Source organism: Paludibacterium yongneupense DSM 18731 (assembly GCF_000422925.1).
In the GTDB taxonomy this organism is placed as follows: domain Bacteria; phylum Pseudomonadota; class Gammaproteobacteria; order Burkholderiales; family Chromobacteriaceae; genus Paludibacterium; species Paludibacterium yongneupense.
The window spans coordinates 15868-30578 of record NZ_AUGZ01000020.1 but is presented as its reverse complement, the minus strand read 5'-3'; the positions used below and the strand labels follow the sequence as shown (position 1 = coordinate 30578).

Annotated in this window: 14 protein-coding genes; 7 read left to right on the top strand and 7 right to left on the bottom strand. The window is 63.8% G+C overall.

The genetic code is table 11. From position 1 onward, the window contains the following. Window positions 1-34: 34 nt before the first annotated feature. From G520_RS22255 to G520_RS0109045, 3 genes are all read right to left on the bottom strand, one after another. The gene (locus tag G520_RS22255; RefSeq protein WP_051229293.1) at window positions 35-1498 is read right to left on the bottom strand and encodes a tetratricopeptide repeat protein; all 1464 of its coding nucleotides are present in this window, start codon (window positions 1496-1498) and stop codon (window positions 35-37) included. Between the two features lie 2 nt (window positions 1499-1500). Further along, a complete protein-coding gene (ligA, locus tag G520_RS0109050) occupies window positions 1501-3903 on the bottom strand; it encodes an NAD-dependent DNA ligase LigA (RefSeq protein ID WP_028535368.1) in 2403 nt (800 codons plus the stop codon). A gap of 62 nt (window positions 3904-3965) precedes the next feature. Continuing rightward, window positions 3966-5132, bottom strand: coding sequence for a cell division protein ZipA C-terminal FtsZ-binding domain-containing protein (locus tag G520_RS0109045; protein WP_028535367.1), 1167 nt, complete (start codon window positions 5130-5132; stop codon window positions 3966-3968). Between the two features lie 338 nt (window positions 5133-5470). Between G520_RS0109045 and G520_RS0109040 the strand changes: the two genes are divergently transcribed. From G520_RS0109040 to G520_RS0109020, 5 genes are all read left to right on the top strand, one after another. Next, the gene (locus G520_RS0109040; RefSeq protein WP_246542688.1) at window positions 5471-5938 is read left to right on the top strand and encodes a MarR family winged helix-turn-helix transcriptional regulator; all 468 of its coding nucleotides are present in this window, start codon (window positions 5471-5473) and stop codon (window positions 5936-5938) included. Then, window positions 5928-6470, top strand: a complete 543-nt coding sequence (locus G520_RS0109035; RefSeq protein WP_028535365.1) for a cytochrome b — start codon at window positions 5928-5930, stop codon at window positions 6468-6470. Before G520_RS0109040 ends, G520_RS0109035 begins: the two co-directional genes overlap by 11 nt. Window positions 6471-6492: 22 nt before the next feature. Further along, the gene (locus tag G520_RS0109030; protein ID WP_028535364.1) at window positions 6493-7032 is read left to right on the top strand and encodes a YceI family protein; all 540 of its coding nucleotides are present in this window, start codon (window positions 6493-6495) and stop codon (window positions 7030-7032) included. A gap of 55 nt (window positions 7033-7087) precedes the next feature. Then, a complete protein-coding gene (locus G520_RS0109025; RefSeq protein WP_036665878.1) occupies window positions 7088-7660 on the top strand; it encodes a YceI family protein in 573 nt (190 codons plus the stop codon). Between the two features lie 85 nt (window positions 7661-7745). Beyond that, complete coding sequence (locus G520_RS0109020) at window positions 7746-8333, top strand: YceI family protein (protein ID WP_028535362.1); 588 nt, start codon at window positions 7746-7748, stop codon at window positions 8331-8333. Here the strand turns inward: G520_RS0109020 and G520_RS23950 are convergent. Both G520_RS23950 and smc read right to left on the bottom strand, forming a co-directional pair. Further along, a complete protein-coding gene (locus G520_RS23950) occupies window positions 8330-8995 on the bottom strand; it encodes an energy transducer TonB (protein ID WP_051229292.1) in 666 nt (221 codons plus the stop codon). The two genes, G520_RS0109020 and G520_RS23950, sit on opposite strands and share 4 nt — an antisense overlap. A gap of 7 nt (window positions 8996-9002) precedes the next feature. After that, on the bottom strand, window positions 9003-12488 hold the full coding sequence (smc, locus tag G520_RS0109010; RefSeq protein WP_028535361.1) for a chromosome segregation protein SMC: 3486 nt from the start codon (window positions 12486-12488) through the stop codon (window positions 9003-9005). Between the two features lie 89 nt (window positions 12489-12577). On the opposite strand from smc, the gene G520_RS0109005 reads away from it, so the two are divergent. Further along, window positions 12578-13138 carry a YqgE/AlgH family protein gene (locus G520_RS0109005; RefSeq protein ID WP_028535360.1) on the top strand — a complete coding sequence of 187 codons (561 nt, stop codon included), beginning with the start codon at window positions 12578-12580 and terminating at the stop codon, window positions 13136-13138. After that, window positions 13131-13547 (top strand): Holliday junction resolvase RuvX, encoded by a 417-nt coding sequence (gene ruvX, locus G520_RS0109000; protein ID WP_028535359.1) that lies wholly within the window; start codon window positions 13131-13133, stop codon window positions 13545-13547. The genes G520_RS0109005 and ruvX overlap by 8 nt, the downstream gene beginning before the upstream one ends. Here the strand turns inward: ruvX and ylqF are convergent, their stop codons facing one another. Beyond that, the gene (gene ylqF / locus G520_RS0108995) at window positions 13548-14489 is read right to left on the bottom strand and encodes a ribosome biogenesis GTPase YlqF (protein ID WP_028535358.1); all 942 of its coding nucleotides are present in this window, start codon (window positions 14487-14489) and stop codon (window positions 13548-13550) included. It abuts the gene before it with no gap. Window positions 14490-14492: 3 nt separating this feature from the next. Continuing rightward, on the bottom strand, window positions 14493-14699 hold the full coding sequence (locus G520_RS0108990; RefSeq protein WP_036665875.1) for a putative quorum-sensing-regulated virulence factor: 207 nt from the start codon (window positions 14697-14699) through the stop codon (window positions 14493-14495). Between the last annotated feature and the right edge of the window lie 12 nt (window positions 14700-14711).

The following is a 14711-nucleotide window of genomic DNA, read 5'->3' as shown; positions in this document are numbered from 1 at the left end:
ATCCTGTAATTGGTCAAATTGACACTAGCATACCTTACCGCAAAACGACGGCGCCACCTTGCCACGTCGTGCGCCACTCCAGCAAGCGGCGACACGCGGAATCCAGCAACTCGCGCCATTCGCCGGCTTGCGACTGCCGCAAAATCCGCATGCTGGGGTACCAGGGCGAATCTTCGCCCCGAGCCAGGAAAAATGGCGCGCTTTCGGCGCGCATCATAACCCAGACCGGGCATCCGAGCGCACCGGCGAGATGGACGACCGATGTGTCGACACTGATGACGAGGTCAAGCTGCTCGACGATGGCCGCGGTATCCGCAAAATCGCCAATCGCCGGCGCGGCAAGCCGCCCGCGGAGGCTTGGCGGCAGCTCGCCCAACTGCAAAGAGACGAAATCGATGCCTTCGACATCGAGCAAAGCGGAAAAAATATCCGGAGAAATAGACTTGTTCTGCCGCCCGTGATCGGCGATGCCGACCCCCCAGGCCCCCGATTCCCAGACCAGTCCGACCCGCGGACGACCGTCGCGGCGGGCTGGAAGCGCAGCGGCCATGCTCGCCGCCACCTCGTCCGGGGCATGCAGATAGGGCGCCTGCGGCACCTGCTCGATCCCGACATCCAGCAAGCCCGGCAAGGACATCAACGGCAGATGCAGGTCGAAAGCCTCATCGGCCTGTTCTTCCTCGACGCATTGCACCGGCAGAGTGGAAAACAGCCGCCAGAACGTCCGTGGGCAGGCCAGCCGGATAACGGCCTGCGGTTCGCGCAGCCTGAGCGCCGCCAGAAAACGGACCATCTGCAGGCTGTCGCCCAGGCCCTGCTCGGACCACAGCAGCAGCCGGCGCCCGCCCAGAGGCTCGCCAAGCCACCGCCGGCCTGAATAGCGGGACTTGAGCACGGCCCCCCAGCGCGACTCGTACATGGGCCAGGCGGCGTGGTAATCACCCTGCAGGAACAGAGCGATGGAGAGATTGAAGCGCAGGTTGTCGTCCGCCGGCTCCAGCTCCAGTCCGGTTCGATACGCGGCCACGGCTTCATCCAGACGCAAGGCGCAGCACAGCGCATTGCCCAGGTTATTCAGCCGCGCCACACTGGCGCCGGCGATGTCGATCGCCCGCAAATGGCAGTCGACCGCTTCGCCGTAGCGCAAACCGTACTGACGCACGACTCCGAGATTGCTCCACGCATCGGCCTGGGATGGATCGTGTTGCAGCGATTCGGTCAGCATCTTTGCGGCCAGGTCCAGCTGCCCGAGCTCCTTGAGCAAAACGCCGAGATTGGTCTTCACCGAAGTCGCGTCCGGAGCGAGCGCGGCCGCCGCCATGTAGTCATCCATCGCACGGTCGTAGCGCTTGAGCTGCATCCAGGCGTTGCCGCGATTGCACATGGCCTGCCAATCGTCGGGGGACCGCTCCAGGCAGAGCGTGAAAGCGGCAACGGCTTCGTCGCAACGCCCGGCCGCCGCCAAGTCATTACCGCGTGAAAATGCGTCGTCGTCCATCGTCACTCTCCTGCGGACGGCGGCAGCAATGCCATCAGGCCGGCCTCGTCCAATACTGCCACTCCCAGTTCGACCGCCCGATCCAGTTTACTGCCTGCGGCCTCGCCTGCCACGACATAGTCGGTTTTTCGGGAAACACTGCCCGCCACTTTGCCGCCGGCCGCCTCGACCAGAGCTTTCGCACGATCGCGCGACAGGTTGGGCAAAGTCCCGGTCAGCACCAGTGTCTTGCCTTCCAGCGGCTGCGGCGCAAGCTCGGCAGCGGGATCGACCCTAGCCAGGACCTCGTCGATATAGGTGCCGAGCCGCAGTACGTCGCTACGGTGGCCGTCTTCGTCCAGCCAGTCCGCCAGCGCGTTGACCACTTCGGCCGGCAAGGGCAGCTCCAGTACCGCACGCCGGTCGAAGCCGGCCAGTTGCGCCATGCTGCCGATACGCGTCGCCAGCTGCTGGCTGCGGACCTCGGTCAGACGCGGAATGCCGAGGCGAGCCAACAGAGCGGCCACGGTCAGGCGTCCGGCCAGCCCGGGCGCCGGTGCGTGTTCGTCACACGGCGAGACATAGGCCAGCAACTGGTCAAGCGCCGCGATATTCGTCTCTTCGGCAAAAAATTCGGCCAGCGAGCGCGCCACGACAGCGCCGATATCGGGCAAGGTGGCCAGCACGGCGACTGGCGCGCTGCGGATCAGGTCAAGTTGTCCGAGCGAATCGGCCAGCGTCTTGGCCGTCGACTCGCCAACATGGCGGATGCCCAAGGCGAACAGCAAACGGTCGAGTGGCGGGCGGCGGCTGGCTTCTATCCCGGCGAGCAGGTTCTCCGCCCAGCGCGTCGCGACTTGCCCCTGTTTGACGGTCTCCGGGGTCACTCCATCGCGTTCGTCAGCCCGGCGCTTCATTTCCAGCAGATCATCCAGCGTCAGCCGGTACAGATCGGCAACGCCGCGCACATAGTCGAGCGCCACCAGATTATCGACATAGCGCTCGCCCAGACCCTCGATGTCCATCATCCGCCGCCCGGCAAAGTGCTGAATCGCCTGACTGCGCTGTGCGCGGCACGCAAAACCGCCCGAACAGCGCGCGATCGCTTCGCCCTCCTCGCGCAGCACATGGCTGCCGCACACCGGGCAAACCGCCGGCAGGCGGTAAGCTGCCGCCAGGGGCGCGCCGTCGTCTCCGAGCGCCCGCCGCTCCAGGACGACAGCAACGACTTCCGGAATCACATCGCCCGCCCGGCGCACAATCACGGTATCGCCGACGCGCACATCCTTGCGTCTGACCTCATCCTCATTGTGCAGGGTCGCATTGGTCACGGTGACGCCACCGACCGAAACCGCGCGCAGACGTGCGACCGGCGTCACCGCGCCGGTGCGGCCGACCTGCTCCTCAATGGCCTCGACTTCGGTCAGCGCCTCCTCCGCCGGGAATTTATGGGCAATGGCAAAGCGCGGCGCGCGCGAGACAAACCCCAGCCGCTCCTGCCAGTCGCGCCGGTCGACCTTGTAGACGACTCCATCGATGTCATAGGGCAGGGCGGGGCGACGCTGCATGACCTCTTCGTAGTAAGCAATCAAACCGGCGCGGCCGACGACGACCGGGCGCAGCGCGGCATCGGCCACCGGCACGCCCATCCGCGCCAGCCACGCCATCTCTTCATGGTGGGTCTCAGGCCAGGGCGCCCCCTCGATGCGCGCGATCGCATAGGCGAAGAAAGACAGCTTGCGCGCGGCGGTAATGCGCGAGTCGAGCTGGCGCAGGCTGCCGGCAGCCGCATTGCGCGGATTGGCGAATGTTTTGTCCTCTTGCTGCAATTGGGCGGCATTGAGGGCCTCGAAGTCTTTTTTCAACATCAGGACTTCGCCCCGGACTTCGAGCAGGGCCGGCACAGTCTCTCCTTCCAGCCGCAGAGGAATCGAGGCCACCGTGCGAATATTGGCAGTCACATTCTCGCCGCTGACACCATCGCCACGCGTCGCCGCCAGAGTCAGGAGTCCATGCTCGTAGATCAGGCTGACCGCAAGACCGTCGAACTTCGGCTCGACCGCGTAGCCTACCGCGGCGGTCCCGAGCTCGCGTTCGATGCGCTCATCGAACTGGACCAGCTCGGCATGGCGTTCCAGCGGGTCCACCGCGGTCATATCGGAAAACGCATTGTTCAGCGACAACATGGGCACCACGTGCGACACGCTGTCGAATTGGGCAAGAGGCTGCCCACCGACGCGCAGGGTCGGCGAGTCGCTGGTGCGCAGCGCGGGATGATCGCGTTCGAGCTGTTGCAACTCGCGAAACAGGCGGTCGTACTCGGCATCAGGCACGCTGGGGGCGTCAAGCACATAGTACTGGTGGGCGTAGCGGTTCAGCAGCCGGCGCAGATCGGCGGCACGCTGTTCATCGGAGAAGAGGCTCATGATTCACGGGAAAGGAAAGGGCGACCGGTCCGGCGGCAAAACCGCGAACCGGCCGGGTCGGTTCAGGCGAACAGCCGTAATGCGGCGACGCTGCCGGGAGCGATGCCACGATCATCCATGCTGCCGTAGATATGCTGCAACTGCTCACGGATGCGCGCCAGCCCGGCATCGCTCAGCGAACGCCGGTTGTCGTCGACCAGTTGCGCGTCGAATTCCTGCGCCAGCTCGCGCGCGAATTGCACCGCGCGATCGAACACCTCGACCCCGCCCGCCACGCGCGGCACGTCGAACAGCAGCGACAGCGCCGGAAAACTCTTATCCAGCAGCGTATGCAGGGTGAAGGGCATCTGGTCGGCCGCCATCAGCGAGTACAGGGTATTGCCCGAATCGGCCAGGTAGTGAAAAGCGCCATCGGGTTCGAGCTGCATGCCCGCCGACTCGGCAAAACTGCGCAGCCGCGTCCCCTCGACCGGGGCACGCGGCACGACATTGATTCCGATCAGGACGTCGACATCGGCACAAAAGCGGTCAAGCTCGCGTGCAGCCACCAGCTTCTGCTGGCGCTGCGGGAAGCTGACCGCCGCATCGTATTCGTCGGCAAAACGCGAAACCTGCTGGCAGAAACCGGCCAGCTCCTGCTCGGAGACCGAACCGCTGCGGTCGACCAGCTGCAAGCCGATGTGGATCTGTTTGTAACGTGTCCCGGGCAGAATCTCGGCCTGCTTCCACAGGCCTTTCTCGGTGCGCCCGAGGATCTGGATGCGCTTGGCCACGTTGAAGCGCGGCATGGCCGCCAACTCGTGCGGCTCGTGAAATACGACTTCGGCGATGAAATCGAGCGAAGGATCCAGCATGGAAACCACCAGCGCCTGATGGTCGGCGGAGTCCATATTGGCGATGCCGTCATCGGAGACGACCGCGACATCGGAATCGGAATCGGCCTCGACATCGACTTCGAAGCCGGCGTCGACCGGAGGCGCGGCGGCTTCGAAGTAACTGTCTTCCCGCTCGAGCGTATCCGCGTCCAGCAGCACCGGTTCCATCCGGTCGGCACGCACGCCTTCGCGCACATTGTTTTTGGGTACGTTCAGCAACACGTCATCCTGAGGACGAACGAAAGCCTGACGCGTCCGTCTGCGGAAGCGCCATTCCTGAAAAACGTTGAACCCGTAGACGAGCACGATGATCGCACCGCCCAAAACCAGTAAACCTATCTGCAATTCGCTCATCGGCCAGTCCGCATTAAGGCGAATAATTCGTGGGTATTATAACGAAAGGCTGGTCGCGCAACATCCCAATCGGCCATTCGCGGCAAATGCAACGGCATTGACCCGTGGCCCTCGCCGACAACCATATCATTTTTCTTGCCGCAGCAGCGAAATTCCCGCCCTGCGACCCTCCGGGCGAGTACCGCCCAACCTGCCCTTTGTGCCGTTTCAGACTGTTCGAACCTCTGGCAAACTGCGGCCTGACTATTTGGTTGCGCGCCACAGTATTCAAGTATCCATGCACACGGCACTTGAAAATACTTCACACACGAACTATTCTAACTAGGACAATAGGAGCTATGATGACACAGCACCCGAAGGAGCCGTTCTTGCCCGTCTTGCGCGAACTCGCCCGTACCTTCCAGGCCTTCGAACAGCTGTCGGCACAACATATCCGCCAACTCGGACTGACGCCGCCGCAATTCGACGTACTCGCCACCCTGGGCAATACCCCGGGCATGACGTGCAAGGAGCTGTCGGAAAAAACCCTGATCACCAAGGGCACCCTGACCGGCGTCGTCGACCGCCTGGTCGACAAGGGCATCGTTTCGCGCGCACCGCTGGAACACGACCGGCGCAGTGTCTTCATCGCACTGACACGCCATGGCGATACGCTGTTCCAGCAAGTCTTTCCTGAACATATCGCACACATCAAACATGCTTTCAAGCAGTTTGACGCCAGCGATCTCGATCGGTTCCAGCTTGACTTGAAACGCATGCGCCTGGCTTTTTCCACCACATTGGAGCGACACCGAAATGCACTCTGAGCGTTACGCCCTCCCCACTATTCTTTTGCACTGGCTGGGAGCCATTCTCATCGTCGCGGCTTTCGGTCTGGCGCTCGCGCTATCGGGCATGCATCTGTCTCCGCTGAAATTCAAAATGATCGCCTGGCACAAGTGGCTGGGCATCACCGTGCTGGGCGTCACCGCGCTGCGGCTGCTGGCACGCCTCGTCTGGAAGGCGCCGGCCATGCCCGCCGACATGTCGCCGGCCATGCAGCGTATCGCACACCTCGGCCATCTCGCCCTCTATCTGTTCATGCTGGCCATTCCGCTCAGCGGCTGGGCAATGAGCTCGGCCTACGGCATTCCCATCGTATATCTCGCCAAATTTACGCTGCCCGATCTGATCGGTGCCAATGAAGCCCTCGGCGCCCAGCTCAAGACCGTGCATGTGCTACTGAACTGGACGCTGGCCGCCATCGTCGCCGGACATGTCCTCGCGGCACTCAAGCATCATTTCGTCGACCGCAACGGCTTGCTCTGGCGCATGAGCCCTCACGCCCCCAAAAACTGAACCGACCTCAGGAGACTCACAGATGAAGAAACGACTGGCGCTCGCGCTGATCCTGTCCGTACCGCTGGCGCAGGCCGCACCGATCGATACGGCACAAAGCCATATCGGATTCACCATGAAGCAGGAGAATGCGCCGGTGGAGGGGAGTTTCAAAACCTTCAGCGGCAACGTCACGCTCGACCTGGCCAAACCGGCCGCCGGTCGCGCCGATATCGTGATCAATACCGGCAGTATCGCGCTACCGACCCGTGAAGCGGAAAACGAAACCCACAAGAAGGAATGGTTCAACAGCGCCCAGATCCCGACTGCGCGTTTTACGGCCACGTCGATCAAGAGTCTGGGAGGCAACCGCTATCAGTTCGCGGGCAAGCTGACGCTCAAGGGAATCACCCGTGACGTATCGGCGCCCTTCACTGCGCAAAAGCAGGGTGCGCTGACCGTGGTCGACGGCGTGCTGCCGATCTCGCGCCTCGCCTACAAGATAGGCGAGGGAGACTGGTCCGACACCAGCACCGTCGCCGATGAAGTCCGCATCAAGTTCCATATCGCCTATCACGGTTAAGCGCCGCGACAGGCACGATTCCCCGCACTGCCCAACAACAAAGAAGGAAGACCACATGATGAAACGCACTGTACTGAGCGCCCTGCTCGCCGCCGCCTCCAGTTTCGCCCTGGCCGCACCGCTCACCTACAACGTCGATTCGACGCATACCTACGCCGGCTACGAGATAGGCCACGTCGGCCTGTCCTTGCAGCATGGCCTGTTCACCCAGGTCGGCGGCACGCTGGTCGTCGACGAGGCAGCCCATAGCGGCACGGTCGACGTCAGCATCGATGCCGCCTCGCTGGCCACCGACTACCCGGCTCGCGACAAACACCTGAAGAGCGATGCCTTCTTCAACGTCGCCAAGTATCCGACCCTGACGTTCAAAGCCTCGCAACTGAAATATGATGGCGACAAATTGACCGATGTCTCCGGTTCGCTGACCCTGCTCGGAGTCAGCAAGCCCCTGACCCTGCATGTGACCCATTTCGCCCATGCCAAGAATCCGATGACCGGCAAGGACAGCTATGGCGTGAACGCCGAAGGCTGGATCAAGCGCAGCGAATTCGGCATGACCACCTATCTGCCGGCAATCTCCGACGACGTCAAACTGCAGATCACGCTGGAAGCCGTCGCCGCCAACTAAGCACTGGCATCGCAAGCGCGCGGCCGCCCGCCGCCGCACGCTTGCCATCAACCGCTGGCAAATCCTGCCGGAGTGGGGAGTAGACATGCATTTCAAGCGCCTCGTATCGAGCCTGGCCTTCGTGGCGGCCCCCGCACTCGCCGCACCGCTGACTTACACCATCGACCCGGGGCACACCAACGCCGGCTTCGAAGTCGGCCACATGGGACTGTCCTTGCAGCACGGCGAATTCACCCAGGTCAGCGGCAGCATCGTACTGGACCCGGATAGCCACAGCGGCCGCATCGACGTCACCATCGATGCCAACTCGCTCACCAGCGACTACCCGGCTCGTGACTCGCACCTGAAGGGCGAATCCTTCTTCAATGTAGCCAAGTACCCGACTCTGACCTTCAGCGCCACGCTATTGAAATTCGACGGTGTGTCGCCGGGTGAAATCAATGGCAATCTGACCCTGCTGGGCGTCACACGCCCGGTCGCGCTGCGTGTGACCCACTTCGCGCATGCCATCAACCCGATGGACGGCCGCGATAGCTATGGGGTCAATGCCGACGCCTGGATCAAACGCAGCGATTTCGGCATGACCGCCTACCTGCCGCTGCTTTCCGACGACGTCAACCTGCATATCACGGTCGAAGCCGCAGAAGCGAAAGCGCCCAGCGCCGAAAATTAACCCTCGTCGAGGCGAAAAGGGATCAGTTGCAGCAGCATCGACTCCACCGGCTTGCCACAACGCAGGGCGGGACTCAGACGGCGCCCCTGCAACTCGGCAAGCGCAGCGGCGTCGAGCCGGGGAAAACCGCTGCTTTGCACGACAATCGCCTCAAGCACCTCGCCCCCGGCTGCGATGTGGAGATTGAGGCCGACCACGCCCTGCTCGCCGCGCTGGCGCGATATCTCCGGATAACGCGGTTTCCAGGCCTGCGTGTAACGCGCCTTGAGCAGCGGACAATCGCTGCCTCCCGCCCCCGGGACGGCACCGCCTGCCGACACGCCACGAGCGGCAGGCGGAGGCGACGAGACCGCTGCCGTGGCCTGGACGGCAGCGGGCGCGGCGATGACGGGATGCCCGGACACCGCTGCCGCTGCCTTGTCCACAGGTTTATGCACAGGGTTGTCAACACGTCGGCGATCACCCGGACGGTGCACGGCAGGCGCGGCCGCAGGAGCGTCCTGACGCGCCGCTCGCGGCAATGCCGCCGCCAGCTCTACGCTTAGCGCTGGCGGCGCCTCCGGGTGCGCGCGGCGCAAGCCGGCGACATGAAACAACACTAGTGCGTGCGCAGCGCAAGACAAGAGCAGCGCGACCGCCAGCGGCCCGACCTGTCGCCTCATGCTCCTCTCATTCCGCCTCGCGCATTTTGAGCGCCTCGACAATGTCGACGGCGACGATGCGGCTGACCCCTTGCTCCTGCATTGTCACCCCGACCAGTTGCTCGGCCATTTCCATCGTCAACCGGTTGTGCGAAATATAAAGAAACTGCGTGCGCTCCGACATTTTTCGGACCAGATCGCAGAACCGGCTGGTATTGGCATCATCCAGCGGCGCATCGACCTCATCGAGCAGGCAGAATGGCGCCGGATTCAAGCTGAACAGCGAGAACACCAGACTCATCGCCGTCAGCGCCTTCTCCCCACCGGACAGCAGGTGGATGGAGCTGTTCTTTTTACCCGGCGGTTGCGCGATGATTTGCAAGCCCGAATTGAGCAGATCGTCGCCAGTCAGCATCAGCTCGGCACGCCCGCCGCCAAACAGCGTCGGAAAAAACTCTCCCATGCGCTGGTTCACCGCATCGTAGGTCGACTGCAGCATCTCCCGGGTCTCGCCGTCTATCTTCTCTATCGCCTGCTCAAGCGTGGCCATCGCAAGCTGCAGGTCGTCCGCCTGTTCGGTCAGATAATCACCGCGCCTGCGTGCCTCTTCCAATTCATCCAGAGCCGCCAGATTGACGGCCCCCAGCCCTTCGACCGCCCGTGCGAGGCGAGCGATTTCGGCGACCAGGGTCGCGGGCTTGATATCGGTATTGAGGTCGGCGAGCAAGGCATTCTCGTCGGCACCGGCCGCAGCCAGTTCTTCGCTGAAGCGCTCCATGGCCAGACGCGCTTCCTGATGCCTGAGCAAGCAGGCCGAACGCGATTCGCGCAAGGCAGGCAAGGCGGCGTGCACTTCCTGTTGCTGTACCCCCAGCTCCCGCATCCGTTCGGCCAGGCCGTTCAGCCGATCGCGCGCAAGCGCCAAACCGGATTCCAGTATCTCGCGCAAGCCCAGAGCCACTTGCATCGCATCGCCGTCATCCTCTTCGTCGACGCTATCCTGCTCTGCCACGAGCGCCTGCAAGCGCTCAGCCAGGGCTTCGTCACGCTGCTCGAGTTCATGGGCGCGGCGCGCATACTCGGCGCATTTCTGCTCGGCCTCCTGCATCGCCAGTCGCAACTCATGCACCAGGCGCTCAGCATCGCGTGTTTTATTGCGCGCCAAGCCCAGCCCGGTCTCCGCGTTCAGGCGTTGCAGTCGCAACGCATCGAGCTGCAAGGACAGTTCTTCCTGCTGCATGGCCGCTTCTTCCGCTCGCAGCGCTTCTTCTTCGCCCTGCGATTGCGCCCCTCGCCGCTCTTCTTCCAGCCGCGACTGCTCGGCCTCGATGGCGGCCAGGCGCTGTGCGCCCTGTCGTGCCGCCTGATCAAGCTTGACGTGCTCCAGCGTGGCCGCATTGAGGTCCGCCTCGAGTCGGGTTACCGCCCCTTTCTGCGCCCGCACCGCTTCAGCCAGCATCGCCGTGTTCTGGACCAGGGCCGCACGCCGCTCGAGCAAGGCCTGCCGCTGTGGAGCCAGCACCTGCCCACGTTCGACGGCGGCATCCAGACGCGCTTTCTGCGCAAGCACGCCATCCTGGCTGGCGGCGGCGTGGAACCGCACACTCGCCGTGCCCACACGATGCCCTTCCCGCGTCAGCAAAGTCTCTCCCGGCGCCAGCCGCACCCGGTCGCGGCGCGCTTGCGCCAGGCTATCCGCCAGATAGACGCCGGCCAGCCATTCGTCGAGAGCGGCATCGAATGGTGCGGCGGCGCTGACTTTGGCGCGCAATGTCGGCCACTCGCCGCGCGTCGTGCCGCCCGTCGCAGCACCGGCCTCGACCAGGGTCAAGCGCGCAGGCGGCGCCTCGCCCAGCCATTCGGCCGCACGAGCGCTCAAACGTTCGTTCAGTACGGACTCAAGCGCCTGTCGCCAGTCGGCATCGACTTCCAGCGTCTGCCACAGCTGCGGCGCCGCAGCCAGGCCATGTGCCTGCAGCCAGGCATCCAGGCGCTCGCCCGCCGCACTCTGCGCGAGCAAGGCGCTCAAGGCGGCCACATCGGCTTCGGCGCGGGCATTGTCGCTATTGAGCTGTGCGAGTTGCTCGTCCAGATGTTCGCGCTCGCTGGCGAGGTCGGCCAGCTTGGCTTCGTCCGCCACCACGCGCGCGCGCACGGCGGACAGCGCGGCGCGCGCGCGTTCGACCTCCGCCAGCGCCGCATCCTGCGCGCCCTGATCGGGCAGGTTGAGTTCCGCCAGCTCGCGGCGCAAGGCGGCAGTGCGCCCGTCGCTCCGCGCGGCGACCGCCGCCAGGTGCTCCTGCCGCTGCCGGGCCAGGTCGCGTTCTCGCAACAAGGAGGCTTCCTGGGCCAGGCACTGGCTCAGGGCCTGATCGCAGCGACGAAACTCGGCATCGGCCTGCGGCAGGCTGTCGGCTCCGTCTTCCAGAAGCATCTGCGCCTCTTCCAACCGCAGCATTCCTTCCTCGCGCCGCGGCAGCCATTCGTCAAGCTCGACCGCTACCGCATTGCGCGACTCGGCCAGCCGCTGTCTCTCCTGGCTGCCCTGCTCCAACTCGCGATCGACGCGCACCCGCGTCTGCGCGCGATGGCGCTGCTGCTCTTCCAGCCGCGCCAATTGGGCATTGGCATCCGCCAGGCGCTGCTGTGCCTCCTGCATGGCATCGCCGGCGGCAAAGTGCGACTCGCGCACTTCAGCGAGCTCGGCCTCGTACGACGCCGAGCGCGCTTCCAGTTCCGCCTCCCGCGTCTCGATCTGGGCCAGTTCGGCGCGCGCTCCGGCCTCGGTGCGCTGCGCCTCGTTGCGGCGCGCGGCAGCCAGCAGATTCTGCTTGTGTGTCAGCGTACCGCGCAGGTCGTTGTACTGTGCGGCGGTCTGCGCCTGCTCCGTCAGGCGTTCGACCTGACGTGCCAGTTCCTGCCGCAGATCGTCGACGCGCAGAAGATTGTCGCGCGTGTACTGGATCCGGCTCTCGGTTTCCCGCCGTCTCTCCTTGTAGCGCGACACACCGGCCGCTTCTTCCAGGTAGGCGCGCAGCTCCTCGGGACGCGCCTCGATGATGCGCGAGATCATCCCCTGCTCGATCACCGCATAGCCGCGCGCACCGACGCCGGTGCCGAGGAAAAGATCGGTGATGTCGCGCCGCCGCACCTGCTGATTATTGATGTAGTAACTCGACTCGCCCTGCCGGGTCAGCACGCGCTTGATGGCCACCTCGCTGTACTGCCCCCACGGACCGAGCAGTTGACCGTCGCCATTGTCGAATGCCAGCTCGACGCTGGCGCGCGAGACCGGTTTGCGCGTCGTCGAACCGTTAAAGATGACATCCTGCATCGACTCGCCGCGCAGCTGCTTGGCGGAAGACTCTCCCAGAACCCAGCGCACGGCATCGATGACGTTCGATTTGCCGCAGCCATTGGGGCCGATCACCGCGACCAGTTGCCCGGGAACCGCGATCGAGGTCGGGTCGACGAACGACTTGAAGCCGGAGAGTTTGATATGGGTTAGCCGCAAGACATCCTCGCATTCGGCACGACAAAGGGAATCATTTTATCAAGCATGCGCCTACTATGCGCAGACAACAGTTGTGCCATAATGGGCACATGGAATCGCTATCGCTTTCCAACCAATTTCTGATCGCCATGCCCAATATGGCGGATCCCCTGTTTGCCAAATCGCTGATCTATCTGTGCGAACATGGCGAACACGGGGCAATGGGGCTGATCGTAAACAAGCCGTCCGGCGTTGCCATGGCGCAGCTCTTCGACCAGATCGACCTTCCGCTCGACGACGAGGATCTGCGCGCAAGCCAGGTCTTTTTCGGCGGTCCGGTGCAGCCCGACCGTGGCTTCGTGCTGCATAGGCCCGTCTGCAACTGGCAGTCCAGCCTGCTGGTCACCGACGACATCGCACTGACCACGTCCAAGGACGTCCTGATTGCGGTTTCCGAGGGCAAGGGGCCGGCAAGCATGCTGGTCACGCTCGGCTACGCCGGCTGGGCCAGCGGCCAGCTTGAAGAAGAAATCGCCGCCAATGGCTGGCTTACCGCGCCGGCCGATACCGGCATCATTTTCTCGCTCGCGCCCGAGCTGCGCTACGCTGCAGCACTCTCGTCGCTGGGCTTCGATCCGTCCCTGCTGTGTGGTGATATCGGACATGCATGAAGGCGCGGTACTCGCTTTCGATTTCGGCGAGCGCCGTATCGGTGTCGCCGTCGGCGAAACGCTGATCGGGATCGCGCACCCGCTGGAGACCATAGACACCCTGCTCAACGATGAGCGCTTCGCGCGCATCGCCGCGCTCATCGCTGAATGGAAACCCGCGCAACTGGTGGTCGGCCTGCCTGTTCATGCAGACGGCACCGAACACGACATGACCCGCCTCGCACAGCGCTTCGCCAATCGGCTGCATGGCCGCTTCGGCCTGCCGGTTGCGCTGGTGGACGAACGCCATACCTCGCTGCTGGCCGAGTCGCTGCTGGCCGAAGCCGGCCTCAGGGGACGCAAGCAAAAACCCGTGCTCGATCAGGTTGCCGCCCAGGCCATACTGCAGACCTGGTTCGAGCAAGACTGATCACGACTCGCGCGGCGTCTTGGGCTTCAGGCCGCGATCGAGGCGCTGCTGCGCACGCTCCGACTGCCTGCGTGACTCCTGCTCGCGCCCCCGCGCCTCCCAAACCACCCATTCTTCCGGCAGTTCGAGCGAGAGACGCCCGATGGAGCCGGCACGAAAGTCCGTCAGTACGATCTCGGCCGCTTTCTGGATATTGACCTTCCCCCCGCCCAGCATCGCGCCGCGACGACGACCGATGGCGTCGAGCAACTGCGTATCCTGCAGCCCGACAACCTCGTCAAGCTTGTAGCGGGCCTGCAGGGCTTCCGGGTAACGGCGGGCCAGGTAGGTCAGCAGCACGAGCACGACTTCTTCTTCATCGAGGGCATTGCGACCGACGGCACCGCTGGCGGCCAGGTTGTAGCCGCCTTCCTCGACGATGATTTTCGGCCACAGCATTCCCGGGGTATCGATCAATTCGATATCGTCTGCCAGCAAGATGCGCTGCTGCCCTTTGGTGATGCCGGGTTCGTTGCCGGTTTTGGCGATGCGCCGCCCGGTCAGGCTATTGATCAGCGTCGACTTGCCGACATTGGGAATCCCGCAGATCAGCACGCGCAAAGGCTTGTCCAGCCCCGAACGCGAAGGTGCCAGCTCGCGGCAGGCTGCGATGAGCTTCAGTGCCGGAGCCCGCTCGCCGGCATCCAGCCCGATCGCCAGCGTACCGGGACGCGCACAATAGTAATCCAGCCACAGCTTCGTCACTTCGGGATCGGCCAGGTCCTGCTTGTTCAGAATCTTGAGCGTTTTCTTGCCGCGCGTGCTACGCCCTATCATCGGGTTCGCGCTGGAACCCGGCAGACGGGCATCCAGCATCTCGATCACCACGTCGATATCGGTAATCCGCTCTTCCAGGGCCTTGCGGGCCTTGTTCATATGTCCTGGGAACCATTGGATCGCCATGCTTTAGTGCTTTCGTAAAGGGTCCAGCAAGTGCATCAGACCGTTATGTTGTAGTTCGAACAAAAGCTCCAGCAAGGCGCCCAACTCCCCGGCAGGAAAACCCTCGCGCGCGAACCAGCACAGATAGTCAAAGGGCAGGTCTGCCAGCGTCCGGCCCTCGTACTTGCCAAAAGGCATGGTCCGGGTCAGGAGCAACGATAAATGGTGCATGAGGAAGCTTTC

What these genes read in the sequence shown, in the direction of transcription:
- G520_RS22255 (WP_051229293.1), bottom strand. Translation starts at nt 1,498, where the DNA reads ATGGACGACGACGCATTTTCACGCGGTAATGACTTGGCGGCGGCCGGG.
- ligA (WP_028535368.1), bottom strand. Translation starts at nt 3,903, where the DNA reads ATGAGCCTCTTCTCCGATGAACAGCGTGCCGCCGATCTGCGCCGGCTG.
- G520_RS0109045 (WP_028535367.1), bottom strand. Translation starts at nt 5,132, where the DNA reads ATGAGCGAATTGCAGATAGGTTTACTGGTTTTGGGCGGTGCGATCATC.
- G520_RS0109040 (WP_246542688.1), top strand. Translation starts at nt 5,471, where the DNA reads ATGATGACACAGCACCCGAAGGAGCCGTTCTTGCCCGTCTTGCGCGAA.
- G520_RS0109035 (WP_028535365.1), top strand. Translation starts at nt 5,928, where the DNA reads ATGCACTCTGAGCGTTACGCCCTCCCCACTATTCTTTTGCACTGGCTG.
- G520_RS0109030 (WP_028535364.1), top strand. Translation starts at nt 6,493, where the DNA reads ATGAAGAAACGACTGGCGCTCGCGCTGATCCTGTCCGTACCGCTGGCG.
- G520_RS0109025 (WP_036665878.1), top strand. Translation starts at nt 7,088, where the DNA reads ATGATGAAACGCACTGTACTGAGCGCCCTGCTCGCCGCCGCCTCCAGT.
- G520_RS0109020 (WP_028535362.1), top strand. Translation starts at nt 7,746, where the DNA reads ATGCATTTCAAGCGCCTCGTATCGAGCCTGGCCTTCGTGGCGGCCCCC.
- G520_RS23950 (WP_051229292.1), bottom strand. Translation starts at nt 8,995, where the DNA reads ATGAGGCGACAGGTCGGGCCGCTGGCGGTCGCGCTGCTCTTGTCTTGC.
- G520_RS0109005 (WP_028535360.1), top strand. Translation starts at nt 12,578, where the DNA reads ATGGAATCGCTATCGCTTTCCAACCAATTTCTGATCGCCATGCCCAAT.
- ruvX (WP_028535359.1), top strand. Translation starts at nt 13,131, where the DNA reads ATGCATGAAGGCGCGGTACTCGCTTTCGATTTCGGCGAGCGCCGTATC.
- ylqF (WP_028535358.1), bottom strand. Translation starts at nt 14,489, where the DNA reads ATGGCGATCCAATGGTTCCCAGGACATATGAACAAGGCCCGCAAGGCC.
- G520_RS0108990 (WP_036665875.1), bottom strand. Translation starts at nt 14,699, where the DNA reads ATGCACCATTTATCGTTGCTCCTGACCCGGACCATGCCTTTTGGCAAG.